The organism is Bradyrhizobium sp. BR 10261, from assembly GCF_019455395.1.
Classification (GTDB): Bacteria; Pseudomonadota; Alphaproteobacteria; order Rhizobiales; family Xanthobacteraceae; genus Bradyrhizobium; species Bradyrhizobium manausense.
The window spans coordinates 28,153-53,179 of record NZ_JACOFQ010000030.1; the positions used below are offsets into that span (position 1 = coordinate 28,153).

At 62.4% G+C, this 25,027-nt stretch carries 29 protein-coding genes and 1 pseudogene; 7 read left to right on the forward strand and 23 right to left on the reverse strand.

The annotated features are described in order from the left end of the window. Positions 1 to 18: 18 nt before the first annotated feature. Positions 19 to 1,185 carry a serine hydrolase gene (locus HYH07_RS28610; protein ID WP_220005600.1) on the reverse strand — a complete coding sequence of 389 codons (1,167 nt, stop codon included), beginning with the start codon at positions 1,183 to 1,185 and terminating at the stop codon, positions 19 to 21. A gap of 173 nt (positions 1,186 to 1,358) precedes the next feature. Beyond that, the gene (locus HYH07_RS28615) at positions 1,359 to 2,132 is read right to left on the reverse strand and encodes a helix-turn-helix transcriptional regulator (RefSeq protein ID WP_220005601.1); all 774 of its coding nucleotides are present in this window, start codon (positions 2,130 to 2,132) and stop codon (positions 1,359 to 1,361) included. 108 nt (positions 2,133 to 2,240) lie between these two features. Here HYH07_RS28615 and HYH07_RS28620 point away from each other — a divergent pair, with 108 nt between their 5' ends. Further along, complete coding sequence (locus HYH07_RS28620) at positions 2,241 to 3,320, forward strand: zinc-binding alcohol dehydrogenase family protein (RefSeq protein ID WP_220005602.1); 1,080 nt, start codon at positions 2,241 to 2,243, stop codon at positions 3,318 to 3,320. Between the two features lie 130 nt (positions 3,321 to 3,450). On the opposite strand, the gene HYH07_RS28625 is transcribed toward HYH07_RS28620, so the two are convergent. From HYH07_RS28625 to HYH07_RS28670, 10 genes are all read right to left on the reverse strand, one after another. Further along, entirely contained in the window at positions 3,451 to 4,155 is a 705-nt protein-coding gene (locus tag HYH07_RS28625) for an ABC transporter ATP-binding protein (RefSeq protein WP_220005603.1), read from the reverse strand. Positions 4,156 to 4,162: 7 nt separating this feature from the next. Further along, positions 4,163 to 5,443, reverse strand: a complete 1,281-nt coding sequence (locus HYH07_RS28630; RefSeq protein WP_220005604.1) for a lipoprotein-releasing ABC transporter permease subunit — start codon at positions 5,441 to 5,443, stop codon at positions 4,163 to 4,165. A gap of 73 nt (positions 5,444 to 5,516) precedes the next feature. Beyond that, positions 5,517 to 6,836 carry a proline--tRNA ligase gene (gene proS, locus HYH07_RS28635; protein WP_220005605.1) on the reverse strand — a complete coding sequence of 440 codons (1,320 nt, stop codon included), beginning with the start codon at positions 6,834 to 6,836 and terminating at the stop codon, positions 5,517 to 5,519. A gap of 146 nt (positions 6,837 to 6,982) precedes the next feature. Beyond that, on the reverse strand, positions 6,983 to 8,545 hold the full coding sequence (locus tag HYH07_RS28640; RefSeq protein ID WP_220005606.1) for a CopD family protein: 1,563 nt from the start codon (positions 8,543 to 8,545) through the stop codon (positions 6,983 to 6,985). Next, positions 8,545 to 9,063 (reverse strand): YcnI family protein, encoded by a 519-nt coding sequence (locus HYH07_RS28645; RefSeq protein WP_220005607.1) that lies wholly within the window; start codon positions 9,061 to 9,063, stop codon positions 8,545 to 8,547. The genes HYH07_RS28640 and HYH07_RS28645 overlap by 1 nt, the downstream gene beginning before the upstream one ends. 31 nt (positions 9,064 to 9,094) lie before the next feature. After that, a complete protein-coding gene (locus HYH07_RS28650; RefSeq protein WP_220005658.1) occupies positions 9,095 to 9,613 on the reverse strand; it encodes a copper chaperone PCu(A)C in 519 nt (172 codons plus the stop codon). A gap of 25 nt (positions 9,614 to 9,638) precedes the next feature. Then, positions 9,639 to 10,589, reverse strand: a complete 951-nt coding sequence (copD, locus tag HYH07_RS28655) for a copper homeostasis membrane protein CopD (protein WP_228749811.1) — start codon at positions 10,587 to 10,589, stop codon at positions 9,639 to 9,641. Beyond that, positions 10,586 to 10,906 carry a copper resistance CopC family protein gene (locus HYH07_RS28660; RefSeq protein WP_228749812.1) on the reverse strand — a complete coding sequence of 107 codons (321 nt, stop codon included), beginning with the start codon at positions 10,904 to 10,906 and terminating at the stop codon, positions 10,586 to 10,588. The genes copD and HYH07_RS28660 overlap by 4 nt, the downstream gene beginning before the upstream one ends. Before the next feature lie 39 nt (positions 10,907 to 10,945). Further along, complete coding sequence (locus HYH07_RS28665) at positions 10,946 to 11,977, reverse strand: hypothetical protein (protein ID WP_220005609.1); 1,032 nt, start codon at positions 11,975 to 11,977, stop codon at positions 10,946 to 10,948. Positions 11,978 to 12,039: 62 nt separating this feature from the next. Then, on the reverse strand, positions 12,040 to 12,423 hold the full coding sequence (locus tag HYH07_RS28670) for a DUF2946 family protein (RefSeq protein WP_409363920.1): 384 nt from the start codon (positions 12,421 to 12,423) through the stop codon (positions 12,040 to 12,042). A gap of 771 nt (positions 12,424 to 13,194) precedes the next feature. Here HYH07_RS28670 and HYH07_RS28675 point away from each other — a divergent pair. Genes HYH07_RS28675 through HYH07_RS28685 form a run of 3 tightly spaced genes read left to right on the forward strand, consistent with a single transcriptional unit; the run spans position 13,195 to position 16,768 of the window. Further along, positions 13,195 to 14,217: a sugar ABC transporter substrate-binding protein gene (locus HYH07_RS28675; protein ID WP_220005610.1), complete on the forward strand. Its 1,023-nt coding sequence runs from the start codon at positions 13,195 to 13,197 to the stop codon at positions 14,215 to 14,217. A 7-nt stretch (positions 14,218 to 14,224) separates the two neighbouring features. Beyond that, positions 14,225 to 15,727, forward strand: coding sequence for a sugar ABC transporter ATP-binding protein (locus HYH07_RS28680; RefSeq protein WP_220005611.1), 1,503 nt, complete (start codon positions 14,225 to 14,227; stop codon positions 15,725 to 15,727). A gap of 12 nt (positions 15,728 to 15,739) precedes the next feature. Continuing rightward, a complete protein-coding gene (locus tag HYH07_RS28685) occupies positions 15,740 to 16,768 on the forward strand; it encodes an ABC transporter permease (RefSeq protein ID WP_220005612.1) in 1,029 nt (342 codons plus the stop codon). 998 nt (positions 16,769 to 17,766) lie between these two features. Here the strand turns inward: HYH07_RS28685 and HYH07_RS28690 are convergent. From HYH07_RS28690 to HYH07_RS28700, 3 genes and pseudogenes are all read right to left on the reverse strand, one after another. Then, positions 17,767 to 18,096 (reverse strand): MmcQ/YjbR family DNA-binding protein, encoded by a 330-nt coding sequence (locus HYH07_RS28690; RefSeq protein WP_220005613.1) that lies wholly within the window; start codon positions 18,094 to 18,096, stop codon positions 17,767 to 17,769. A 220-nt stretch (positions 18,097 to 18,316) separates the two neighbouring features. After that, positions 18,317 to 18,818 (reverse strand): annotated as a pseudogene (locus HYH07_RS28695) (GlcG/HbpS family heme-binding protein). Between the two features lie 28 nt (positions 18,819 to 18,846). Further along, complete coding sequence (locus tag HYH07_RS28700) at positions 18,847 to 19,752, reverse strand: hypothetical protein (protein ID WP_228749813.1); 906 nt, start codon at positions 19,750 to 19,752, stop codon at positions 18,847 to 18,849. Here HYH07_RS28700 and HYH07_RS28705 point away from each other — a divergent pair. Next, positions 19,751 to 20,041, forward strand: a complete 291-nt coding sequence (locus tag HYH07_RS28705) for a hypothetical protein (protein ID WP_220005614.1) — start codon at positions 19,751 to 19,753, stop codon at positions 20,039 to 20,041. The genes HYH07_RS28700 and HYH07_RS28705 overlap by 2 nt on opposite strands. 68 nt (positions 20,042 to 20,109) lie before the next feature. Here the strand turns inward: HYH07_RS28705 and HYH07_RS28710 are convergent, their stop codons facing one another. From HYH07_RS28710 to HYH07_RS28740, 7 genes are all read right to left on the reverse strand, one after another. After that, entirely contained in the window at positions 20,110 to 20,286 is a 177-nt protein-coding gene (locus HYH07_RS28710; RefSeq protein ID WP_220005615.1) for a hypothetical protein, read from the reverse strand. 28 nt (positions 20,287 to 20,314) lie between these two features. Then, positions 20,315 to 20,911, reverse strand: a complete 597-nt coding sequence (locus HYH07_RS28715) for a superoxide dismutase (RefSeq protein WP_220005616.1) — start codon at positions 20,909 to 20,911, stop codon at positions 20,315 to 20,317. A 53-nt stretch (positions 20,912 to 20,964) separates the two neighbouring features. Then, on the reverse strand, positions 20,965 to 21,102 hold the full coding sequence (locus HYH07_RS28720) for a hypothetical protein (RefSeq protein WP_220005617.1): 138 nt from the start codon (positions 21,100 to 21,102) through the stop codon (positions 20,965 to 20,967). Further along, entirely contained in the window at positions 21,099 to 21,332 is a 234-nt protein-coding gene (locus HYH07_RS28725; RefSeq protein ID WP_220005618.1) for a hypothetical protein, read from the reverse strand. The genes HYH07_RS28720 and HYH07_RS28725 overlap by 4 nt, the downstream gene beginning before the upstream one ends. Positions 21,333 to 21,369: 37 nt before the next feature. Beyond that, entirely contained in the window at positions 21,370 to 21,540 is a 171-nt protein-coding gene (locus tag HYH07_RS28730) for a hypothetical protein (RefSeq protein WP_220005663.1), read from the reverse strand. 163 nt (positions 21,541 to 21,703) lie between these two features. Further along, positions 21,704 to 22,426 carry a hemerythrin domain-containing protein gene (locus tag HYH07_RS28735; protein ID WP_228749814.1) on the reverse strand — a complete coding sequence of 241 codons (723 nt, stop codon included), beginning with the start codon at positions 22,424 to 22,426 and terminating at the stop codon, positions 21,704 to 21,706. A gap of 53 nt (positions 22,427 to 22,479) precedes the next feature. Continuing rightward, positions 22,480 to 22,689, reverse strand: coding sequence for a hypothetical protein (locus tag HYH07_RS28740; protein WP_220005619.1), 210 nt, complete (start codon positions 22,687 to 22,689; stop codon positions 22,480 to 22,482). A gap of 415 nt (positions 22,690 to 23,104) precedes the next feature. On the opposite strand from HYH07_RS28740, the gene HYH07_RS28745 reads away from it, so the two are divergent. Together HYH07_RS28745 and HYH07_RS28750 are read left to right on the forward strand one after the other, a co-directional pair. Beyond that, positions 23,105 to 23,320, forward strand: coding sequence for a hypothetical protein (locus tag HYH07_RS28745; protein WP_220005620.1), 216 nt, complete (start codon positions 23,105 to 23,107; stop codon positions 23,318 to 23,320). A gap of 171 nt (positions 23,321 to 23,491) precedes the next feature. Beyond that, a complete protein-coding gene (locus HYH07_RS28750; protein WP_220005621.1) occupies positions 23,492 to 24,316 on the forward strand; it encodes a hypothetical protein in 825 nt (274 codons plus the stop codon). Between the two features lie 21 nt (positions 24,317 to 24,337). Here HYH07_RS28750 and HYH07_RS28755 read toward each other — a convergent pair whose 3' ends face one another. Then, positions 24,338 to 25,024 (reverse strand): class I SAM-dependent methyltransferase, encoded by a 687-nt coding sequence (locus HYH07_RS28755; RefSeq protein WP_220005622.1) that lies wholly within the window; start codon positions 25,022 to 25,024, stop codon positions 24,338 to 24,340. Positions 25,025 to 25,027: the final 3 nt, after the last annotated feature.

The window sequence follows — 25,027 nt, forward strand, 5'->3', positions numbered from 1 at the left end:
CTAACGCGAGTTCCCCATTCAGACCGGAGGCGAGATCGCCTGCAAGACGTCCCTGAACACATCGTACTGCAGCTTGAAAGCTGCAGGGCTGTAGTCCTGATAATATCCCGCGGTCACCGCGACGACGAGATCGAGCTCCGGGACGATGCGGATCGACTGGCCGCCTCGGCCAAGTGCGCCAATCCACGGGACCATACGCCCATTGAGGCGAGAGCGTCCCAACCACCACAAGTATCCGTAGGATTGATAGTCATCCGCCTTGAGCTTCGTTGCCGTCGACGCCTCGATCCATGCCTTGGACACGATTTGCCGATCGTTCCAGCGACCGCGCGCGAGGACGAGCTGGCCGATCTTCGCCATGTCGCGCGGACGCAGGCGCAATCCCCCACCGGCGTCGCTGTCGCCTTTGAACCTGCTCCATTCGAATTCAGTGATGCCTAAGGGCTCGAACAGCACGCTACGCGCAAATTCATCGAGCGGACGGCCGGTGACCTTGCGGACGATCGCCGAGAGCAGCGCAAGCGCGCCGGTGTTGTAAAAGAACTCCTGCCCGGCCGGTGCAGTCACGGGAAGACCGAGGACGTAGCGACAGGCATCCTGCGCCATGTGCATGCGCACCTCGTCGTTGTCGTCGCCCGTCGCCGCCGTCGCCTCCACCCACTTAAGGCCCAGCGACATGGTGAGCAGATGTGAGAGCAGGATGCGATCCTTGTCCGGGGACCGCAGGTCGGACAATTCGGGGAAGAAGTTGAAGACCGGTTCGTCGATGCTTCGAATGAGGCCCTGGTCGATCGCGATGCCGATGACCAGCGACGCGACGCTCTTCGAGCACGATTTCAGATTATGCAGCGTATCGGCGTCGAAGCTGATGTCCCTGACGCGGACGCCGAAGAAGCGACTGGGGACCTCATCAGATCCTTTGAAGTATCGCTCGAACGCCAGCCTGCCATGACGGGCGACCAGCACGGCATGAATGTTGGCGCCCGAGCTTTCGAGCCGATCCGCCATCCCGCACAAGGCGGCGAGGTTGATGTCGTTGTCTTCGCTGGCAGACGGAACGGACCAGCCGTCCTCACGCCTCGCCGGGCCAGCACAATTGGCATGAGCGGCAGCAAACGCAGGCGTCGCGGCGATCGGAGTCAGGGCTGCCCCACCAAGCAGCGACATGAATTGCCGACGTTGCATCCGGCTCTCTCTCGTGACCCACTTTTTCGATCGCCGTGCCGTCGCGCCACATCCTGACCGCGCACGATTTATGCTACGGATTGTAACATTAATTCTCCTCAACCGCAACGATGGGTTGAGGCGCCAGCGAGCGCAATCTCATGCCCGCCTTGGTGGGCCCGCCATCGAGCCCCCTACACCGGCGTGTAGATCACGAGCTTCAATGCCGGATCGTCGTTGGCCTGAAAACTGGTGTGCTCGAAATGCAGCACGCCCTTGGTGGGATGGGTCATGGTCTTGCGGCCCGACAAGGTGCCGTGCACCTCGTGCGCGCCCCACCACTTGACGAATTCGGGGCTGCCTTCGCGCAGGCGCGCCACCAATTCGGCAAAGGCGGGATCGCCGGCCCAGACGTCGTGGGTGGCGCGAAACATCGCGACCATGCGCTTGGCGACGTCAGCCCAGCCTGCGCCGTAGGATTTCCGCGTCTTCTTGTTGGTCATCATCAACAGCAGCGTGTTGCGGTCCTCTTCCGGCAGCCGCCCGAACGCGAAGACCTCCTCGGCGGCCTCGTTCCAGGCCAGCACGTCCCAGCGCCTGCCGGTGATGTAGGCCGGATGCGGCAGGCTCTCGACCAGGCGCCGAATGGCTGGCGGCACCACCTCGCGGGTGAAGGGGCCCCTCGCACCATCGCGCGCGAGGTCCTTGAGATGCGCATGCTCGGTCTTGCTCAGCCGCAGCGCCCGCGCCAGCGCATCGACCGTCGTGACCGACGGGCTGACGGTACGGCCCTGCTCGAGCCGGATGTACCAGTCGACCCCGATGCCGGCGAGCTGCGCCACCTCCTCGCGCCGCAGCCCCGCCGTGCGCCGCCGTGGCCCCGCAGGAAGGCCGACGCTCTTCGGCGACAGCTTTTCGCGGCGGGAGCGGAGGAAGTCGCCGAATTCGACGCGGCGGGGGTCAGCCATAGGAGGCTCCAGTGATGGAGGGTCGTCGGAATACTAGGATAATACCAGGCCTTCTTGTCCCTTCAAGGCCGCCTTAGATGGGTATCACCCATCTCTGAGGTGAACATCATGAAAGCTGCCGTATTGAAATCCTTCGGGTCCCCGCTAGCGATCGAGGACGTTCCCGACCCCGTGCTCGGCACCGGAGAGGTGATCGTCGACGTCGTCGCCACCCGCGTGCTGTCCTATTCCAAGGAAGTGTTCAGCGGCGAACGCAAATACGCACTGGATCTACCCGCCGTTCCAGGAGCCGGCGGGGTCGGACGCGTGCGCGCGATTGGCCCGGACTCAACCAAATTGTCCGTCGGCGACTGGGTCCTCTGCGATCCGACGGTCCGCTCGCGCGACGACGCGATCGCTCCCGATATTCATCTGCAGGGTGTCAGCGCGCGCGGCGAAGGCGGCATGCGGCTGCAGAAGTATTTTCATGACGGCTCCTTTGCCCAGCGGATGAGGGTGCCGACCGAGAACGTGACGCGGCTCGGCGAAATCAGCGAAGAAGAGGCCGCGCAATGGTGCGCGCTCGGAACCTTGCTGGTGCCCTATGGCGGTTTCCTTGCCGCCAGGCTGCAGCCCGGCGAGACAGTCCTGGTGAGCGGCGCGACCGGTAATTTCGGCAGCGCAGCCGTGGCGGTGGCACTCGCGATGGGTGCGGCTTGCGTCGTTGCGCCGGGCCGCAACGAGAAGATGCTCGCCGAGCTCGTGCGTCGCCATGGCGCGCGTGTCAGGCCGGTGAAGCTGACGGGCAACGAAAACGACGACCGCGAGCTGATGAAGCGTGCGGCAGCCAGCCCGATCGACTGCGCGTTCGACATCATGCCGCCTTCCGTCTCGACGACGGTGGTCCGCGCCGCGATCATGACTGTGCGGCCCAATGGCCGTATCGTGCTGATGGGCGGCGTCAACATGCAAGGCGGCCCCGGGCTGGAGCTGCCTTACAACTGGATCATGCGCGAGTGCATCACGATTCATGGCGTCTGGATGTATCCGCCGGATGCCGCGGTTCGCCTGATCGCCCTGGTCCGCGCCGGCCTCTTGCGCCTCGATCACTTCGAGACGACGTCATTCGATCTCGACCACGCCAACGAGGCCGTGGACTATGCGGCCGCCAATGCGGGCGCGTTCAACATGACGGTGATCAAGCCGTAACGACCCTGCTCGCTGCGGCGATGCGCCGTCGCGGCGGATAGGCCTGATTGATCAGCTAGCTGGAAGCGGGCACCCCTGATGTAGACGGCCATGGCCTTCTACTGTGCTTGGGGTTGTTTTCGCGTTTTGGCTATTCGAGCTCGATGACCTGGCCGTTCGAGAGCGACACCCGCCGGTCCATGCGGCCGGCGAGCTCCATGTTGTGGGTCGCGATCAGCATCGAGACCTTGGTCGCCTTGACCAGCTGCATCAGGGCCTGGAACACGTGATCGGCCGTATGCGGATCGAGATTGCCGGTCGGCTCGTCCGCCAGCAGCACGCGCGGCGCATTGGCGACCGCACGCGCGATGGCGACGCGCTGCTGCTCGCCGCCCGACAGCTCGGCGGGCCGATGGGTGATGCGCTCGCCGAGGCCGAGATAGCCGAGGATCTCCTTGGCGCGCTTGACGCTCTCGGACTTCTTCAGGCCGCGGATCATCTGGGGCATCATCACGTTCTCCAGCGCCGAGAATTCCGGCAGCAGCCGGTGCGACTGGTAGACGAAGCCGATATCGCTGCGGCGCAGCTGGGTGCGCTCGATGTCGGGCAGTTGCGAGGTCGGCGCGCCGTTGACATAGACCTCGCCGGAATCGGGCGCCTCGAGCAGGCCGGCAATGTGCAGCAGCGTCGACTTGCCCGACCCCGACGGCGCGACCAGGGCCACGGACTGTCCCGCCCACAGCGCCAGCTTGGCGTTGTCGAGGATCGTCAGCGCCGCTTCGCCCTGGAGGTACTGACGTCTTATCTCGTGGAGATAAATGACCGGTACATCCTCAGCCCCATGCTGCTGCTCCATCAGCCCCTCACTCGTAGCGCAGCGCTTCGACAGGATCGAGGCGCGCGGCGCGCCACGACGGGTACAGCGTCGCCAGGAACGACAGCGTCAGCGCCATGATGACGACGGCCGTGGTCTCGCCGACGTCGATCTCGGCGGGCAGCTTCGACAGGAAGTAGAGCTCCGGCGAGAACAATTCAGTCGAGGTCAGCCAGGACAGGAATTGCCTGATCGATTCGATGTTGAGGCAGATCACGAGCCCGACGAAGAAACCGACCAGCGTGCCGACCACCCCGATGGAGGCACCCGTGATCAGGAAGATCCGCATGATCGAGCCCTGCGAGGCGCCCATCGTCCTCAGGATCGCGATGTCGCTGCCCTTGTCCTTCACCAGCATGATCAGGCCGGAGACGATGTTGAGGGCTGCGACCAGCACGATCATGGTCAGGATCAGGAACATCACGTTGCGCTCGACCTGGAGCGCGTTGAAGAAGGTCGAGTTGCGCTGGCGCCAGTCGACCAGGAACACCGGCCGGCCCGCGGCTTCCGTCACCGCTTTGCGAAAGGCGTCGATCCTGTCGGGGTTGGTGGTGAACACCTCGATCGAGGTGACGTCGCTGCTGCGGTTGAAATAGGCCTGCGCTTCGGCGAGCGGCATGAAGACGAAGCCGAGGTCGTATTCGGACATGCCGATCTCGAACACGGCGACGATCTTGTACGGCTTGATCCGCGGCGTCGTGCCCATCGGCGTCACCGCGCCCTTCGGCGCCACCAGCGTCACGCTGTCGCCGGCATGCAGCGACAGCTGGTCGGCAAGCCGCCGGCCGATCGCGACGCCCTGCCCGTCGTCAAAGCCCTCGAGCGAACCCTGCTTGATGTTCTTGGCGATGGAGGTGAGGTTGTTGAGGTCGTCGGAGCGGATGCCGCGCACCAGGACGCCCGAGGCGTTCCAGGGCGAGGAGGCCAGCGCCTGGCCGTCAACCACGGGAGCCGCGAGCCGGATGCCCTCGACCTGGCTGATGCGCTCGGCGACGTCCTTCCAGTCGGTCAGCGGCGATTCCAGCGGCTGCACCAGGATATGGCCGTTCAAGCCGAGGATCTTGTCGAGCAGCTCTTTGCGGAAGCCATTCATCACCGCCATCACGATGATCAACGTGGCGACTCCCAGCATGATGCCGAGGAAGGAGAACCCGGCGATGACCGAGATGAATCCCTCCTTGCGCCGCGCCCGCAAATAGCGGGCCGAGAGCATCCACTCGAAGGGCGCGAACGGCGCAGTTTGGACGGTTTCGGTCATGGTTTCATCCATCGCTCGATAATCCCATGATTCGGGGTCAATTGTGGCCGGATTGGCGGCCGCGATATCGGGCGATGAACAATATTCAGCCGACCAGGCGCGCAACCGCGTCCGCAGGCGACATGGTCTCGCGGGCGCCGTCACTGCGCTTCTTGATCTCGACCTTGCCGTCGGCCAGCCCCTTGGGCCCGATCATGATCTGCCAGGGGATTCCGATCAGGTCGGCGGCGGCGAATTTGGCGCCGGCGCGCTGGTCGGTGTCGTCGTAGAGCACGTCGACACCCTTGGCGGTCAGTTCGGCATAGAGCTTCTCGCAGGCGCCATCGACGGCCGCATCGCCTTGCTTCAGATTGAGGATCGCGACGCGGAACGGCGCCACCGCCTCCGGCCATTTGATGCCGGCATCGTCATGGCAAGCTTCGATGATCGCGCCCAGCAGGCGCGAGACGCCAACGCCGTAGGAGCCGCCATGGATCGGCACGTCGACGCCGTCGGGGCCCGCCACCATCGCCTTCATCGGCTCGGAATATTTGGTGCCGAAATAGAAGATCTGACCGACCTCGATGCCGCGGGTGTTGACGCGCTTCTCGGCCGGCACCTCCTGCTCGAAGCGGGCAGGATCATGGACGTCCTCCGTCGCGGCGTAGACCGAGGTCCATTGCTTGATGATCGGCGTCAGATCGCTGTCATAGTCGACATTCTCGTCCGGCACCGGCAGGTCCAGCACGTCACGATTGATGAACACGCCGGATTCGCCGGTCTCGGCGAGCACGATAAACTCGTGACTGAGATCGCCACCGATCGGGCCGGTCTCCGCGCGCATCGGGATCGCCTTCAGCCCCATCCGCGCAAAGGTGCGCAGATAGGCGACGAACATCTTGTTGTAGGCGACGCGCGCGGCGGCCTCGTTGAGGTCGAAGGAATAGGCGTCCTTCATCAGGAATTCGCGGCCGCGCATCACGCCAAAGCGCGGACGCTGCTCGTCGCGGAATTTCCATTGAATATGATAGAGATTCAGTGGCAGGTTCTTGTAAGACTTCACATACGCGCGGAAGATCTCCGTGATCATTTCCTCGTTGGTCGGCCCGTACAAAAGCTCGCGCTTGTGGCGATCGGCGATGCGCAGCATCTCCGGACCGTAAGCATCGTAGCGTCCGCTCTCACGCCAGAGGTCGGCGAGCTGGAGCGTGGGCATCAACAGTTCCAGCGCGCCGGAGCGGTCCTGCTCCTCGCGCACGATCCGCTCGATCTTCTTCAACACCCGGAAGCCAAGCGGCAGCCACGCATAGATGCCGGCGGCCTCCTGCCGGATCATGCCAGCGCGCAGCATCAGCCGATGCGAGACAATCTCCGCCTCTTTCGGATTTTCCTTCAGGATGGGCAGAAAGAACCGCGACAACCGCATGGCAATACTCTGGGAATCAGTGAGGGGTTGCAGTGAAACCGGATTGGGAGCGAAAACACAAGGCCGGGAATGAAGAAAAGCCGCTAACGCGGCGGAATTCCTGTCATTTTCCGTCGACTTCAAGTTGGACTTGAACCGCGTCGGCCTCAAGGCGGCGCGACCTCGAAGTCGTCCTCGAGCGTGACCTTCTCGAAATCGGTGACCAGCGCGTCGATCCGCATATGCCAGCGGCCAGCGAAGGGCAGCTCGACCTTGCCCACATGCCAGTGACCGTCGGGCCCGAGCTCGGCGTCGCGTTCCATCGGTTCGATGCCGCGCTCCGGCAGGCTCAGCGTCAGCGTCGCCTCCTTGGCCTTCAGCGGCGTCCCCTCGCCGGTCATGAGCTGGAGCACGAAATCGTCCATGCCGGGCTTGCCCGGGGACACCAGCACCTGAAACATCGCCTTATCGCTGTGGATGTGGATCGCCAGCGGCGTCTCCGGCACGATAGTCCGCGGCGGCGGCGTGAAGCGCCAGCCAGCGACGACGGCAAAGACGCCGAGCGCGGCCCCGCACTCAAGCAGGATGGAACATTTGAGCGCGGACGCAGCCCCGCGATCTTTCGCCAGGGCCGGCGTCCATCGGAAGCGATTGAGCGCAGCCAGTACCAACAAGGGCAGGATCAGCCCCAGTTTGACCGACAGAATGATGCCGTAGGTGGTCTCTATCAAAGCCGACGGCTTTTCGAGTTGAATGATCGCAAGGGTAAGCCCAGTCAGCGCCAGCGCCGCGACCACGGGCATGGCGATGCGCGAGAAGCGGTTCAGCAGCGGCAGCACGGCCGGCGTCGGCTTCGAGACCAGCGCTGCCAGCGGCGCCAACGCGCCGATCCAGACAGCGACTGCGAGGCTATGGACGAAGATCGCCGGCCGCGTCAGCCACTCTGGCGATGCCGTCGCGGCGTGTCCGGTTATCGCGAGCGACAGGCCGACGCCGGCAAACGCGATCGCGGCAAACTCGCGCGCGTACCAAGCCCGGTTCAGCGCCATCAGCGCCAGCAGCATCGCCACGATGGCGAGAAGCAAGGCGGGGCCGGCACTGGTCGCGAATGCGATGGTCCAAGGCGCCGTCGTCAGACCCGCTGGCAACGGTAGGCCAAGGAGATCGAGGCCCAGCGCGCCAAGAGATACGATCGCGCTCGGGATGCCGATGAGAAGCGCCGCGCGCGGCATGCCCATGCCCGTCATCGACCACGCAATCCAGCGGCCAAAGAACACGCCGCCGACGCCGACGAACAGCCCGAGATAGACACCGATCCGCGATATCAGGATCAGCGCCTTCAACAGGCCATCGGCATTGGCCGTAGGCTGCGTGGCCGTCGGCGCACCGACGGAAAAGATCACTGATCCCGCCACAGGATGACCGTCCTGCGAGATGACACGATAGCTCACGACCGCCGTGCCCTGCGGCAGGTCCGGCGGCACCGCAATCGATATGCCCTCGTCCGATGCCGTGACGCGCGCATCGTCGCGCGCCCTGCCCGCGCCGTCGATCAACTGGATCGCGCCCGGGGTCACCGCCTCATTGAAGCGAAATTCCACCGCCTTCGGCGCGGTTGCCAGGATGCTGCCGCTCGCCGGCTCAACCGAAATCAACGCCGCATGCGCCATCGCGTCGGTCACAGTGCCGACAAGCAAGAGCAGCGTGACGAGCGCGGCGATGAGACGCATTAAGGCTTGGGCAGCAGTTTCACGCCAGGCGCCGGCGACTTGTCTTCATGCGAATACGCTGCACCCTCGGCCGGGATTTCAATCCAACGGCTGACACCCTTCTCGCATTCCTGCACGACAGGGAAATACAGCGTCGTGTTCGGCTTCAGGCTGTCGGTGAGGAAACTGCTGACGATGAACTCGTCGTAATTGTGATCCGGCAGCTTGCCGCCGGACCAGACAATTTCCTTCGCGCCCGAGGTCAGCTTGTTGCCGTGATAGTCGTATGCGCTGGCATACTGGCCCTCGACGATATCGACATTCCAGCCGGCCTTCGGCATCGGCTTCACGGCGATCACGCCTTCCGGAATTTGCACGCGGATCTTGACGGTCGGCGAGCCGGAACAGCCATGCGGCACGGCGAAGACGGCCTTGTAGGACGCGCCGACAGTGGCCTGCTTGCCTTCCAGATATACGTGGGCTGCCGCCGGCGATGCGACGAGCGCAGCCATCAGGATCAGCCAGGGTGCCTTCGACATGCTCTATCTCCCGGACATTAGATCGCGTCTGTCACATCTTCATTCCCGAATGATCGGGCATCTTCTTCATCATCATGCCTCCGCCACCGGGCGCGCCGACGCCCTGGACGTCAAGCGACACGGAGACCTTGCCGGCCTTCTCGAACTCGAGCGTCACCGGCACTTTCTGGCCCTCCTTGAAGGGGCCCTTCAGGTCCTGGAGCATCAGATGGCTGCCGCCGGGCGCAAGCTTCACGGTCTTGCCGGGCTCGATGACGAGGCCATTGTCCAGCGGGCGCATCTTCATCACGCCATTGTCCATCGCCATCTCGTGGACCTCAGCCTTGCCGGCGATCTCGGCCGACACGGCGATCAGCTTGTCGGGCGCCGTCCCCTTGTTCTCGATGGTCAGGAAGCCTCCGGCGACCTTGGCGCCTCCAGGCGTTGCGCGACTCCACGCCTGCGAAATGACGAGGTCACCGGCCTTCACGTCGTCGGCGCTGGCGGGAGCACGCAGGGCGAGAGTGAGCAGGACGGCGCCCGCGATTGATCCGAACGAAGCCTTATTGATGTACACTTTGTGCTCCTCTTTGATTTCAGTTCGCGAGGTGGATGGCGGGATGCAGGGTGCCGAGCAGCCCGACTATAGCGAAAACGACAAGGCCGAGAACGAGCTCGATGGTGCTGTTTCGCATGAGAGAGGCGCGCGCAGCATCCCCGTACTTGCCCAGCCGCGGGGTCAGTGACAGCCGGTTGACCGCAGCGAATGTCAGCATGAAGGCGAACACGGCGAGCTTGACCAACAATAATCGGCCGTACTCTGTGGCGATCAGCCCACGCACAGAGCCGACCAGGACCACGGTGTTGACCACGCCCGTCAGTATGAGAGTTGCCACGCTGATGATGCCCATCGTCGAAAATCGCCGAACAACGTCGCAGGCGAGCAACGGCGAGCTACTATAGTGGGCGGCGGCGAGGAAGAGAATCAGCGGCACCAGGCCACCGATCCAGGCGGCAGCGGCCAGAATATGGAGCGCATCCGCAGCAAGATGCAGGTCGCCGACGATACCAAAGGTCGCGCCGGCATGTCCGGTCCAGGCCAGCATTGCAGCAAATGCAAGAGACGCCGCAAGTCCAAGCCATCGCGCGATCGCCGCACGATTGCAGATGAGGCAGATCGCCAAACAAACCGCAGTGCAGGCCCGTAGGGCTGCCACTTGGCCGAACTGCGTTTCGTTGACAACGGTAGACAGCACGTCAGGGCTCAGCGCTTCCTCGAGCGGCATGCCACTCATCGACACCGCCTGAAGCGTCAGCCAAATCCCGCCGGAGATCACGGCTATGGCAAGGCACCCCCATGACATCCGCAATGCACGGAGCCGCGCGCGCTCAGCCTCGCCTGCCAACTCAAGCGAAGCGGGCTCGACGACGGAAGCCTGGAACAGGATATTTCCGGCCATCATCGCCGTCGTCGCGAAATGCACAGCACGGATCGCGACCAGGGGCGCATCGGGCGTTGACCAATCCATCGGCAGTTGGGCCTTCAAGGGCCGACCTGGAAGGTGAAGCTCCCGTCAGTCGTATGCGTATCCACCGACAGCACATGCCAGTTCACGTGGTAGGTGCCGGCGCCGCCCGGCTTCAGTGGAACAGATATTTGGTTGTCCTTGACGCTCGCCCTCCCGGCGTCGACACGTTGCCCATTAGGCCCCGTGACAGTGATCGAGCTGAATGCAGCCTCAAGCTTCTGCGTGAAGGTCAGCGTCACCGCGCGCGGCAGGTTCGCAACCTTGTTGCCGACCCGCGGCTCGGCATAGTCAAGCGTCGCGTGAGCCGCGGCTTCACCGGAGGCGAGCAGCAGCAACAACGGAATCATCGAGAAAAATAAAGACGCTCGCATAGCTCAATTCCTCGTAAATGGGCTGGCAGGCTGGAGAGGCCCACCGAAGATCGGCTTACCGATGCCGCGCGGATCGATGTCGTCCAGATACAAATGCAATTGAGCGATGAAGCCGACATTGGTTCCGCTTTGCCTGTTGATCGGAATCAGCGCCTCAGCGGCAATCTGGAACCTGTCGCCGACCCAGATGACTCCCGGATTGATCGTTCCCGTCGTCATCGTGCCCGAGGTAAGCGTGTTCGCCACCGGGGTCTGCAGGGTGGCTTCGACGAGCGGGACCAGGTGATTGATGAAGTCTGGCAGGCCGAGATCCACGACCGCTGATTTCAAATAGGGCATGCTGTACTGGATAGTGCCGCCCCAGTTCAGCACCCGTGGATGGAATTCAGTGTCGGCAGTGCTCAATCCCGAGTCCGGATCGATCCCGAAGGTGGTGGTGAAGTTCCGGCCCGGAATGGCGTAGCCGACCTGCCCAGTGATCGCGACCGGCCGAAGCCAGGAGAGCGTGTCAGGAAGATCGCCAAAGCCTTTGCCGAAATAGATCGTGGGCGTGTAGGTGTTGAACGGATCCGCTCCCACGCTTTGCGCGCCGGTGCCGCCCCATTCCACGCTCAGGCCCACCGAGACCACGAATTCATGCACGGGGTCCTTGAACACCCGGTACTTGAACGTGGTCTCCAGATTCTGGAACCCGTTGGCCCCAGGAACCGTCGCATCGATCGGACCGAGGAAGGTGTAGGTCGTGCCAAACGAGATGGCGAAATCCTCAGTGATCCGCTTGGAGAACTCGCCGGACACGTCACGCTGCCGAACGGGCGGAACGTCGCCGGTCTTGAAACTGTCGAAGGTGGGAAGCGAGAGTTCGTCGTTGACGCCGGGATCGTCGATGCCAAGCGTTGCCGGAAAGAAGCGGTTGCCAACGATCTCGTGAGCATGGCTTCTGGAGACAAGGCTTCTGGAAACAAGGCTTGGGCAAAGAGAGCAAAGCGCAATCGCGAGGCCCCACAGGCCCGCGCACGCGCGACTGATAGACATGATGTCTCCGCAAGAAAGCAAAGTGACGTACAGGGTTCAAGCGGCCGATCCGGCCGCTATGCTTACGTCAAATGCGGAGGCGCACGCGCCTGGGCGTTGGACCTGCCATGTGCAGTGACTGCGCTCGCATCCGCCTCGCGCCACACCAAGCGCTCAGCGGGGCGTAAGGGAATGGAGAGTGTCGCCTGCGGCGGCGAATCGAAGGACGCATTAGCATGCGCCAAGCAACACAGGGCACACGTACCGGCATGTGCCGTGGGCGCGCCCTGGTCATTCGGGGCGCCCTGCTCACTGACGCTATGGCAGACGACGCCGGTACCAAGCGGGTCGACAACGGCTTGGCCGGCGGCCCAGCAGGCGGCAATTGGCGCCAGCACCTGCATCACGAGCGCAAGCAGGACAACCGGTAGGAATTTTTGTAGCCGTGCGCGCATCCGCCGAACCATTCGTTCGCCTGCTAACTAAACACCACGCTTGGCGCGAGTCGAGATCACATCGCTGCCCTGGCGGCGGCGCATATTTCTCGAAAATGTTTTCGGAGGGCGTCCGTCCGGGGGCGGTGTCCGGCATTTGAGGCAGCGGCATCGCCCGGCGATTTCCACAGAATTCTTATATTTGTCATATACTTACGACACATAACAGCCCGATCGTTTCGTCAGCTGCTCGAATTTTGAACAATCGTTGCTGAAAATGATGACAAGTGAGAAAAGTTGATCTAGCATCCCTCTTGCTCAGGCTGGCCGTGAGGTCGAAGTCTGGTGGTCCAAGTCTCGGGAGGAGCCCCTGGCGCGCAAAACGCAGCGTCGCCCCGTCAATCAAGATCAAATCTTAGAATCGGGGATAATAGGGTCGACACAATTTTTGAGCGGGGCTAGGGCCCCGCTCTTTTTTTGTCTGCCTCTCCCAACTGATCGAGCAGAGCTTTGAGCTCGCAGCCTCGCATTACGCCGATCTGACGCCCCTCGTCTACCAACGGCCGTTCGATGAGCATCCTGAGACGCGGAGCGAGCCCGTGATGGGATCGATGCTTGCGTTCACCATCAAGACGGTTCTCGACGTCGCGGGCGGGCGCAGTGGACTTGCAGCGTAGCGCGCTTTGCGCTGCACCAACTCTCGTGTTGCAGATTGGGTGGCGTGAGCTCGTCGATTGTGAGACACTTTCCAGATCGGTAGCGCAACCAATGACGCGCCGACGACAAGATATATGGGAGCGAGCGATGTCCGAGACGAAAGATTTCTCGACGACGAGGCGCGATCTTCTTCAGGCGGCTGCGACCGCCGGCGCCGCGACTGCCATCCTCGGCAGCATGGGCATAAACCCAGCATTGGCAGCCGAGATGGGACGAAGTGAGAAGCCGCTGAGGGCGGCGTTCTCCAACGCAGGCCTTCAGGCCACCTGGTGCGCGCAGGGCAAGCAGGCCGCGGAATTCTGGGGCAAGCTGTTCAATGTCGAAGTCACCTGGTTCGATGGCCAGCTCGATGCGGTAAAGCAGCGCGCGGCGATCGACAACATGGCCTCGCAGAAATGGGATTTCGTCGCGATCCAGGCGTTCGGCATCGGTACCCTCACCCAGCCGGTGCAGAAGATGATCGACGCTGGCACGCCCGTCATCGACATGGACACGCTGATTGCTCCTCTTGACCAAATCAACGTCCATTCCTTCCTCGCCCCCGACAACGAGTTCATGGGCGCCTCGGTGACGCAGGCGCTCTGCAACGCGATGGGCGGCAAGGGCAAGATCATCATGACGCAAGGAGCCCTCGGCCACACCGGCGCGCAGGGCCGCGCCAAGGGCTTCAACTCGGTGGTCAAGCAATTCCCCGCCATCGAGGTGCTCGACACCCAGCCGGCCGATTGGGACGTCTCCAAGACCGCGCGGCTCTGGGAGACCTATCTGACCAAGTACCCGCAGATCGACGCGGCGTTCTTCCACAATGACGACATGGCGCTGGCCGCTGCCAACATCATGAAGGCCCACAACCGCACCAACATCCTGATCGGTGGTGTGGACGCGATGCCGCCGGCGATCCAGGCGGTGAGCGAGGGCCGGATGTACGCGACCGTGCGCAATCCGTCGTGCCGCATCCACGGCGGCGCGATCATTGCAGGCGTTGCGGCCGTCGTTGGCGGCGAGAAGAGCGGCCAGGGCATTCCCAAGAACGTCGTCACCGACGGCCCTGTCGTGACCAAGGCCAATGCCGCGGGCATGCAGTGGATGCAGGATCACTTCCTGATCTGAAATCTCCATGCCTGAGGGTCGACGGCCCATCCTGGAACTGCAGGGCATCACGAAGAGCTTCGGCGGCGTCGAAGCGCTTCGTGGTGTCGACTTCGCGCTTCTCCCCGGCGAGATCCACGGTCTCGTCGGCGAGAATGGCGCGGGAAAAAGCACGCTGATGAAGATCATCGCCGGCGTGCACACCGAATTTTCCGGCCGCTTCCTGATCGACGGCCATGAGACCCATTTCCGCTCGGCGCGCGATGCGCATGCCGCGGGTATCGCCATGGTGCATCAGGAGCTCTCGGTCGCGCCTGATCTCACGGTCGCCGAGAACGTCTTCCTCGGCAACCAGCCAACCAACGCCCTTGGCCTCGTGCAATGGCGACGCATGGCGCACGAGGCCGGCGAGCAGCTCGCCCGCTTCGGCATCGACGTCGATCCGATGTCGAGGCTCGGCGACTTGCCGATCGGGCTGCAGCAGCTGATCGAAATCGCCCGTGTGCTGTTCTCGGGCGCGCGCATCGTCATCCTGGACGAACCGACCTCCGCCCTCTCCCCGCCCGAGGTCGAGCGGCTGTTTACGACGCTGCGGCGCTTGCGCGAGGAAGGCACCGCCATCGTCTTCATCTCCCATTTCATCGAGGACATTCTTCGCGTGTCCGATACGGTCACCGTGTTTCGCAACGGGCGGAAGGTTGCGGAGACCGCGAGCGCCGCGACCACCAAGGGCGCGCTGATCGAGGCCATGATCGGCCGCGGCGGCGAGGCGCTCGAGCACAGCTACACCGACGATCTGATGCTGCCGCGGCCGAGCGACAGTTCGGTCGTGCTGAAGGTCGACCAGCTGTCGCTGGCGCGCAGCCTCAAGGGCGTCTCCTTCGAGGCCCGCGCCGGCGAGGTGCTCGGCATTTACGGCTTCATGGGCTGCGGGCAACAAGAATTGTCCCGCATCCTGTTCGGCAAGCTGAAGCCGGACGCCGGCACGCTGATCGTCGAGGGCCGGCCGAAGACCTTCGCCAGCACGGCGGCGGCGCGCCGCGCGGGCATCGCGCTGGTGCCGGAGAGCCGGCGCGCCATGCTGTTTCACCAGGAGCCGGTGTACAAGAACATCTCGATCAGCATCCTCGACCGCATCTCGTCGCTGCTGCTCAAACCGGCGCAGGAGCGTGACATCGCCAGGCGCCAGGTCGAGCAGTTGCAGATCAGACCGCCGGTGGTCGGCCTCGACCTCGGCATGCTCTCCGGCGGCAACCAGCAGAAGGTTGCGCTGGCAAAATGGCTGACCTATCCGCCCAAGCTGCTCGTCCTGTGCGAGCCGACCCGCGGCATGGATGTCGGTGCCAAGAACGACGTCATCAACATCGTCCGCGGCCTCCGCGCCAGGGGGCTCGCGATCATCGTGCTGTCGACCGAGCCGGAAACGGTGCTGTCGCTGGCCGACCGCATCCTCGTGCTCAAGCGCGGCGCATTGGTGCGGGAATTCAGGAACGAGCCGGTCAGCAAGGACCGCCTGCTGGAAGCGGCGTGACGGAGAAGCACAATGGCGAGCAGTGAGACGGCACCAGCAGCAAGCCAGCGCGCACGGGGCGCTGCGACGTTCCTGCGCTCGCAGATGCGCAACATCGCGCCGTTCCTGACGCTGATCTTCCTGTCCGCCTTCTTCGCCGTCGCCAGCCCCTCCTTCGCGACCATCGACAATCTCGGCAATATCCTGACGCAGGTGTCGGTGACAGGCATCATCGCCGTCGGACTTACCTTCGTGATCCTCTGCGCCGAGATCGACCTGTCGATCGCGGGCATCGCCAACGTCACCGGCATCGCGGTCGCCTACTTCACGCTGCAGGAATCCTACGTCAACATCGCCAACATCCCCCTGCCCGGCGCAATCGCGATCATCCTGTCGCTCCTGCTCTGCGCGGCTCTCGGCCTCGTCAACGCGCTGGGCCTGACCGTGATCGGCATCCCCTCCTTCATCATGACCCTGGCGATGATGCAGATCGCGGCCGGCATCTCGGCGCTGCTGGTGCGCGGCCAGATCGCCTACAAGGTCCCGAGCCTGATCTCGACGCTCGGCTCGGGCTCGATCGGCGGCATCCCCTGGATCGTCATCGTCGCTGCCGTCATGCTGCTCGGCGGGCACCTCGTGCTGACCTACACGCGCTTCGGCCGCTACGTCTACATGGTCGGCGGCAATCGCGAGGCGGCCGAATATTCCGGCCTCAACGTCAAGCTCATCCTTGGCAGCGTGATGATCATCTCCGCGGTGTGCGCCGGCATCGGCGGCATGCTCGGCGTCGCCCATTTCGGCAGCGCGCAGCAGAACGAGTTCGACACCTATCTGCTCGACTCCATCGCCGCCGTCGTGGTCGGCGGCACCAGCCTCTTTGGCGGCCGCGGCGGCATAGGCAACACCATCGTCGGACTGTTCGTTCTCGGTGTTCTCAACAACGGCCTCGACCACGTCAACATCGACAGCTTCCTGAAGATCCTGATCCGTGGCCTGATCCTGCTGGCGGCGCTGATCATCAACGTCTATGCGCAGCGGTTGCGGGAAAAAGCGGCGGAATAGCGGCCCTCGAAACAAACCCGCGAAAACAACCCCATGCACAGTACAAATCATTGGGGAATTTGATGCGAAGCGGACTACGACATTTCCGAAATTCGGTTTGACGCGTCGGGCAAAACAGGAGTAGGATGTCACGATGGCAACGACCTGATGTCGGTGCCGCGCTGAGCTCAAGCTGGTGCTCTCGTCAGTGATGCGACCCGCGGTCGCGACCCCTGCATGACGCCGATCAGCGTGCAGTCGCCTGCTAGAGCGAGTTAACTTAAGTTGGGTTGTTGGGAAGCGCAAGAACGGAATACCGCAGCGATCCCGCTCATTGTCCATGCCGTACAGAACTCGCGCGCGGATCGGCGTATTGCGCGCGGGTTGGCAGCGGCCAGAAGCGAAAATGCGTAGGCTGATGCCAACGAGGCGGCGTTCAGTTTCGTCCGGGCCTTCTTAAGGAACTCGGCCGCTCTTCAATATCCACACCGATCATCTTGCCGATGCGGCCTATTCAATATTTTGAATGCAGGATTGCGGCGCGGTCGAAACCAGCTTCCGAAAGACGATGCTGTCATCCGAGAAGCTTGCAACGCATCCATGCCCCTTAACGAAATGACGAAGGCGGCTCAGAGCCGCGTCGTTTTCGCCAAAGAGCCGCTTGTAGTCGTCCGTCGACAAATTGTGGAGAGCTCCGTCGCCTAAGTCAGAGAGGGACTTGTCAAGGTCGGCCAAGGTGATTCTGGTTTGTCGCATTGCCTGCCTCGCCAACCATGACAGCATCCTTCAACCCCGCAAGGTTGAGCGCTGACCTCGGCTTCTTTGAAGTGACGTAAGCCTATGATGCCGGCTCGTATAATTATTTGACGTGGATCAAAGGCAAACCGAGGACGTCGCCAGCAGCGTCTATGTCAGCTGCGGGCCTTGGTTGTGTGGAAACGCATGGGTCGCACAAGCGGAAGTGATGTTGCTGATTTTGAATCACATCATGCGACCCGGAATGAAGCAGCGAATATCAGTTACGCGTGCTGGCATGCCATCGATATATCGAGCGTGGCGCCACGCTGTCTCCAGGCCGACTTCAGCTCGCTCGGTGACAGCTTCGCCAGTGTCGCCGCGGTCCAGCCCTGCTTGCCCCAGGCGTTGGGCACCGGAGCGAACGCCTCCGGCGCCGTGAGGCATTTGAGCTCCCGCTCGTCCGGCGTGATCTTGAAGTTGGCCTTCTTGCCGTTGGCAGCAAGGGTCACGTAGATGCGGGCCACCTCGAACGCGGTCCGATCAAAGTGGGGGGCCTCCGTCGTCCCGGACAGCGACAGGGCTATGCGGCGAAGGTCTGCGCTCGTGACCATCTGCAACTCATCGAAGAACAGCTTCGTGGATCACGCCCTGGTACAGCGCGACCTCGCACGCGGATCATTGCAACATTGTCTCGAGAATCATCCACCTGCGGCTCATCGATCGTGCGCGGTTTTTTTCCTGCGTGGAGGTTGCCATGATCAGTGGATCAACCGCCAAGCTCCTGGGAAGGGCCTCGCGAATCTCAGTTCGATATTTTGTCGTCGTCCTCCGTCAGAACTCCAGCTTGTCGCGTATGGCCGCGATCCCGGCTCTCGCGCACGCTTCGTCCGCGTCGCCGCCTGGTGCTCCGGACACGCCGATTGCTCCGACCAGAGAGCCACCTGCTTCGACGATCAATCCTCCTCCTATGACGACCACTCCGGGAAGGCTCCGAATGCCCGATGGCATCATGCCTGGCTGGCTGACCGCATTCAGCTCCATCGTGCTGGTCTTGAACGACGCAGCCGTCCACGCCTTGCCGGATGCCGTTGACGGCGTATGGGGGCCCGCAAAGCGATCGCGCAACACCACTTGCGTCACGCCGAAGCGATCGACAACGGCGACGGCAACCTGGTAGCCATGGCTACGGCAGCTGCCGAGTGCGGCGGTCGCCAGATCGAGCGCCAGCTCCGGGGGTGAGTGATTTATAGGCGACCAACGCCTCTTCCGCCCGCATTGGGCAGCTGGACGCGATCAGCAGCGCCGTCGCGATCGACAAACGTCCGACATTCATTGCTATCCCCGCCAAGTTGGACGAACACCTATTTGATCTCGCCGTAAGTCAGATCGTCGAACAAGGTCACGCTATCCGCCTTGGTCCACAGGCCGATCATGCCGGCATCAACGATGCTGGCGTCCTCCACTTCGAATAGCGACTTTCCGTCGTAGGTCACCTTGAATCGATTTCCTGCGAAATCGCAACGCAGCACGTGCCATTGCCCTGATGTCACCGGCGTGCTGACGCCATATCCGCCTTTGCGGCCGACGATCTCCAGCGACGTCCTGACGCCCTTGATCGTCTTGTAAAGCACGACATTGTCCTCCAGGGCGTTGGCCCGGACGACGTAGTAATTGTTGGCATCCTTCGCGCGCCAGATGAGTCCCGCAGCTCGATCTTCCGACCCCGCGACCGCCTTGAATTTGACTTCGACGAAGCCGTTGCGGATCGCGGTGTCGCTCTTGATCGCAAGCGGAAACGTCGCTCGTCCGGATTGCTTGAGAACGTTCGGTTTGCTTGGCGCCGAGGGCTCGGCCTCGACGGTCCATTTCGGCTCTCCCCTGCCGGTCATCGTCAAGGTCCACCCGTCGGGCGGCATTCCGGCAGGAGCATTGTCAAAATTCAGGGTCTCGGCCACGGCGTTTCCTCCTACTGACAAGCTCAGCGCAAATGCCGCGGCGAGCCACGCACGCAAGGAAGATCGCGGCAGAAAGGCTGCGACGGTGTCCATTATTGATCGCAATGCTATCGACATCAGGGCCATCCCCGAAACGGTTGTGGTGTTCGCTACTGCGTCAGCACTGTCACGTCCCTTCACCCAAATGCGATGAAACGTGCACAAAGCTGCCGGTTCCGCTGCACTGCACGCACAGCAAAACGCGATACCTTCCGAACAAAGCTCGTCACGGCGAGTTGGTGCAGACTTCCTGCAAGGAAGGGAGACCATCATGAAACATTCAACATCAGCCGCCGTGTTTTCCGTTCTGGCGCTAGCTTTCCTGTTCGGCGGAAGCGCTGCACAAGCGCAATCCACCCCTGTCCAGCAACCCCAGTCGCCACAGCAGTCGGAACAATCCCGCGAGCAGGACCGCAGCCGCGCGGAGGATGTCACGATCGGACGCGACTGGAAGACCCAGGGCAGCGAGGCTGATCACGCCGGCCAGACCGCGCCGAACGACGACCATCAAACCGTGGGCCGCGACTGGCGCGCTCACCCGGAGGATCGGGATCGCCAATAGACTCCCCGGTGGATTGCGGACCTCATGCCTGCGGCGCTGAGACTGATTGCCGTGCGCATCGCCGCTCTTCACTTCTTGCAGGCTTTCAGACACATCTGGTACTCGGTCTTGCAAGCCGGGCCGGCATAGTTCTTCGTGCAGGCAGCTCGCTGTTCGGCGCAGACCTTGCAGGCTTGCGCGTGAGCCGCGTGTGCGTTGGCCAGCAAGCCGGCCAGCACGGACATTGCGACAGCAAGACCTCTCATTAGCGACTTCTCCCTCATCTCGTCCTCCTCAGCTTTCCCTCGCATATTGATCGTAGAGCGCGGCGGCGTTGTCCCAACGAATCGCCTCCATATAGATGTCGACATAGCGGGCGGCAGCCGCGCCGAAATCCATGTGATAGGCATGCTCGTACATATCGAGCACCAGCACGGGGCGACCGCCTGCAAGCGTGGTCGTATGGTCGGCGGCCCATTGATTGACGAGCCGCTTGCTGCGGGGGGAATAGGAAAGGATCACCCAGCCGGAGCCGCCCCCCTCCGCCTTACCCATCGCAGCGAACTCCGTTCGCCAGCGCTCGATGCTGCCGAAGTCGCGCACGATCGCCTCGGCGAGCGCGCCGCCCGGCCTGCTCGCGCCGCCGAGACCGTCGAAATAGATCTCGTGCAGGATCATCGAATTCATCGCGATCAGTTCCTCGCGCTTCAGTCCGTTGACGACGAAGTTTGGCGCCGTGGTGAAGTCCAGTTCGGCGAGTTGCGCGCCGATGGCGTTGAGCCGCTTCACCACACCGCCGTAATTGTTCTCGTAGTGGCTGACGAGGATCTTTTCAGAAATGCCGCTGATCGATTTCGGATCGAACGGCAGCGGTTTGACCTGGTACGACATTGTATCGACTCCATCTGCGTTTCCTTGTCGGCCGCGATCTTGCGGCCATTGCCTCAGCTCTTCGTGGCGGCAGTTCTGCTGCGGACAGCTCGCAGTCCTTCAGCGAGCGGCCCGCTCGCGCCGAGGATGGCGACGGCCTTTGCGGCGCTGATCAATAAAGCGGTGGTTTTTCGCATCGTGCGCTCGCTCATTTCTGCTCTTTGATCTGGCCGCTGCTGTCGACGACAAGCCGGACTTGCCTGCCGTCTTTCACCGCCTTGGCAGTCGTGCCTTCGGCGGTCGACTTGATGTCGCTGGCTTGCGCGTAGCCGGCCGCCTGTATTCTGGCGACCAGCTCCTCCTGGGTCCGGGCAAGCGCGGGCGAGAGTCCGCCCGCGATCGCCAGCAGCAAGGCTACAGACGCGATGATTTGGCTTGGCATGATCGTTCTCCTGGTGTTGCTCCCAGCCCAGGTTCAGTCAGACCGCCAGACGACGACGGCATTGCAGCGAGTCCTCGTCGATGCGCACATCGATAAGCGCCGGCGCGTCCGCTGAGCCGATCAGTCGCGATAGTTTGTCGGAAGAGATGGAGGTTGTCTGATGTCGACATGCGGCGCCCTTGGTGATCAGGACGCGATTCTTGGGCATGTCGCCTCGCGGGGAGATCGCAATTCCCCGTGCCATGAATAAAAGCCCTGCCCGCCGGGCTGTCAACCCGGTGCTGCGCCGAAAGGGGCAAAGAAATCATCGGAGGGGGATACTGCCCTGCATTGGGCCTGCGAGGTGCCCGCAGCGTCTGGAGATCCCCGTATCAGTGCGGCGTGACCTGGTTCAGATCGTAAATGCCCATTTGCCGCTCCAGCTGAGCGACGCGCGCGGTCATCTTCTCGAAGCCGTCCTCGCCGAACAGTTGATGTTCCTTCTTCTCGAAGTCCTCGGCCATCGCGTCGTACTCGTTTGAGGAGACGACGTGCTTCAGCTTGGGAAAGAGATCCGTGTCCTCGCGGGCCGCGTGCGGCCGGTACATCGTGATGAACGATTGCATCGCCTCGACCAGTTGTTTGCGGTCGGCGTCGTTGCTTCGACCTGACGGTGCGAGCTTGAGGATGCTTTCCGTAACCTTCCGCCCAGCCTCGTGCTGGCGCAGCAAGGTATCCACCAGATCGGTCATCTGGCCGGCCTTCCTGAAGCGCGGGAAGACGTGCTCCTCTTCGGACTTCTCATGATAGTTGTTGATGAAGTCGCGGATGATGCCGGCGGATTGCGTGATCAGGCCGGGATCGAAATCCTCATTCGCCGAGAACTTCCGTATTCCCGCTTCGTAGAGCAGCAGCACCCGATCGAGCACCCCGTGCTCACGCATCAGGTCTTCAGGCGGAGTGACCTCCTCGTCCTTCTCCGCGCCTTTCTGCTTGCCGCCGATGCCCTTCCTGTCAGCAAGCGCTGCCCTGGTCAGGATCGCCGGAGCCGCGACCGTGGCGAGCGATCCCGCGAGCACAAGCAGGCGGCGCCTGCCGGGCACCACGTCCATCATGACTCTCCCTGAATGCGCTGGTGGCCGCAGTGGACCTGTCAGCGCCAGGCCTATCAGCGCCAGGCCTTTTCGTTTTTCTGCTCGTAATCCCTGAAAGCCTTCTCGAGCCCGCCCAAAACCTCGGCGGACGTTTCGAACATCGCCTTCAACTGCGGTTCATCGACCTTCTGGATGTCTTCGCGCAGGTGGTTCCGGATATCGTGCAGGGCTTTCTGCATCTTCTGCGTATGGTGTCGCGGATCGCGATCTGCCGCAGTTGCCATGGCCGGTTCTCCTCGCTGCTACTATGGCGCCTCCGAGCCCCCGAAAAGCTTCTGGCGCGACGGCGCATCAACGGACGACGACCGACCTCGTTCCAACCACGAAGTGCGCTAAGGTGCATGAGGTCCAGGGATCGGCTGACGGATCGGCTGACCGGGTCCGAGCGGATCGACGAACACGGCTGCGCCAATCTGGTCGGCTGTGCCCGCGCGGCACACCGACTGCGGACGCCCCATGCCTCCCAGAGCGGCACGCCTTCCAACTCCGCCCCGCTGCATCACTGACCCCAAAATGGCATCTTGGCGGGACGAAGCCGGACCCGCAAAGGTTGTGGGATAGCGATCGGCATCGATGACGGGGTGTTCCACTGGCTGCGAGGTCATAGTATCGTCAGGCGTTTTCAACCTGGAGAGTAATATGGCTGCGAAGAAGAAAGCAGAGGGCGAAGGCCCGCTCGCAAAGGATTTTGTTGCAGTGCGCGTCAATTTGACCTCGGAGCAATTGGACCAGGTTCTCACCGCGCTCGGCGTTGCAAAGAAGCACAGGGCTAGTTTTGTCCCTGGCGCCGCGTTTATCGTGCAAAAGAGGAAACCCGCTGCGAGGAAATCACAGCGACGGCCGGCGAAGAAGTAGGCGTCGCAGACATTGACGAGTGACTGGAAGCTTACTTCGGTTGTTAGGCGCTCGGGATCACTGAAACGGTCTCGATTGACAAGGTCTCCCGCCTTTGAGGGAGATCTTGGCGCGTTCAAGCTGCTGTCGACTGAAACGCCTGTCTCGTTGGAACATCCATCCGGAAGGTCCATGGCGGTCCTTCCGGGGGACGTTTTTCTTGCGACTCCCGGACATCGCGAGTCGACCCGATGGGTCGTCGGCGGTGTCCCCAAGGAGGGACTCATTCCCGACAAGGAGTATTCGATACTCTCGAGTTGCGGAATCGTCGGCGAATTGGTCGGCTCATCCTCGCAAAGGAAAAGCCCCCTCGGCAAAGTCGAATTTTTGGGCCGGTGGGGGTCGAACCAACCGAATATTCGAGATTTTTCGGCAATCAACGACGAGGGAAGCGCGGACAAAGGCGCGGAATTGTACCTGATCGTGGGCACGTCTGCGGAGGTCGGAAAGACAACGGCCGGGCTTACGATCTTGCGGTCGCTTCTTCATCAGGGCTATTCGAAGATCGCGGTCCTCAAGGCCACCGGGACCTCCTCGATTGTGGAGCTTATGACCTATCGGGATTTCGGCGCTTTCGCCACGCTGGACTGCGTCGACTTCGGCCTTCCCACCACCTATCCGTCCGAGAGAAATGATATCGCGCCGGTGTTCGATCGCGCAATTCGCTACATGCTCGGACTGCCCGCTCAAGCCGTGTTGATCGAGTGCGGCGGAGATATCCTGGGTGCAAACGTTCCGGTCTTCCTCGAACGTCTCAAGAAGGCGCGCCAAGTTGACAAGCTCGTGCTCGTCGCTCCCGACTCGCTGGCGGCGTTTGGCGGCCTGCGTATCCTGGAAAAGATGGGCTTCGCGGCGGATCTGCTGACCGGCCCCTGCACAGACACGCCGACCCTGCTGGCGAGAACGGAGAAACTGTGCGGGGTCAAAGCGATGAACATGCTGGGACCACGTCCCTGACGCTGATGTGCGCCGGCTAGTCTAAGTCGCCTTGACGCGTGCGCTGATCGCCCAAAAATGCGTCAGTCGCGTGATCCGCACGCGGTCGCAATATTCAGAGAGCGAGCGCCTCAGATCCTCGTCGGTCGGGTAATTCTTGACGATTTCATAGAGCGAAGTGTCCTGCCCCACCCTTATCTCGTGCCTGTCACCGAAGCGATCATGCCTCGATATCGGATTCTTCGCCGCATTCCCGCGATAAACTTCATCGACGAGTAGAAGCTTTGCGCCTGGCGCAAGCCGCGACAAGAATTGCGCGATGAACTTTCCTTGCTCCCGTTTTCGCACATGTGACCACCACAGCATGGCGATTCCAACTTCGAATCTGGTTTCGAACGCGGGTAGACGGAATGCATCTGCGGTGACGAGTGAAACGTTCGAACCAAGGCGCCGCCCGGCTGCAACGGCCAGTGTATCGGCGTTATAATCGGTGGCGACCACCAGCCTGGCCGATCGCGAACACAGCTCCGTCCAATAGCCCGTGCCTGCGGCTATCTCCAACACGCTCTTTCCCTTGACGTGTCGCGTCGCCCATCTGCGCAGCCTGGCGAGATCCGCCTGACGCCGACGCAATTTGTAAATGTCATCGTATTCAGACGATCGTTGCTTGTAGTACGTCTTGAGCGCGCCGGAGCCGCTTCGGATCATCACTCCACCGAATTTCAGCATAGC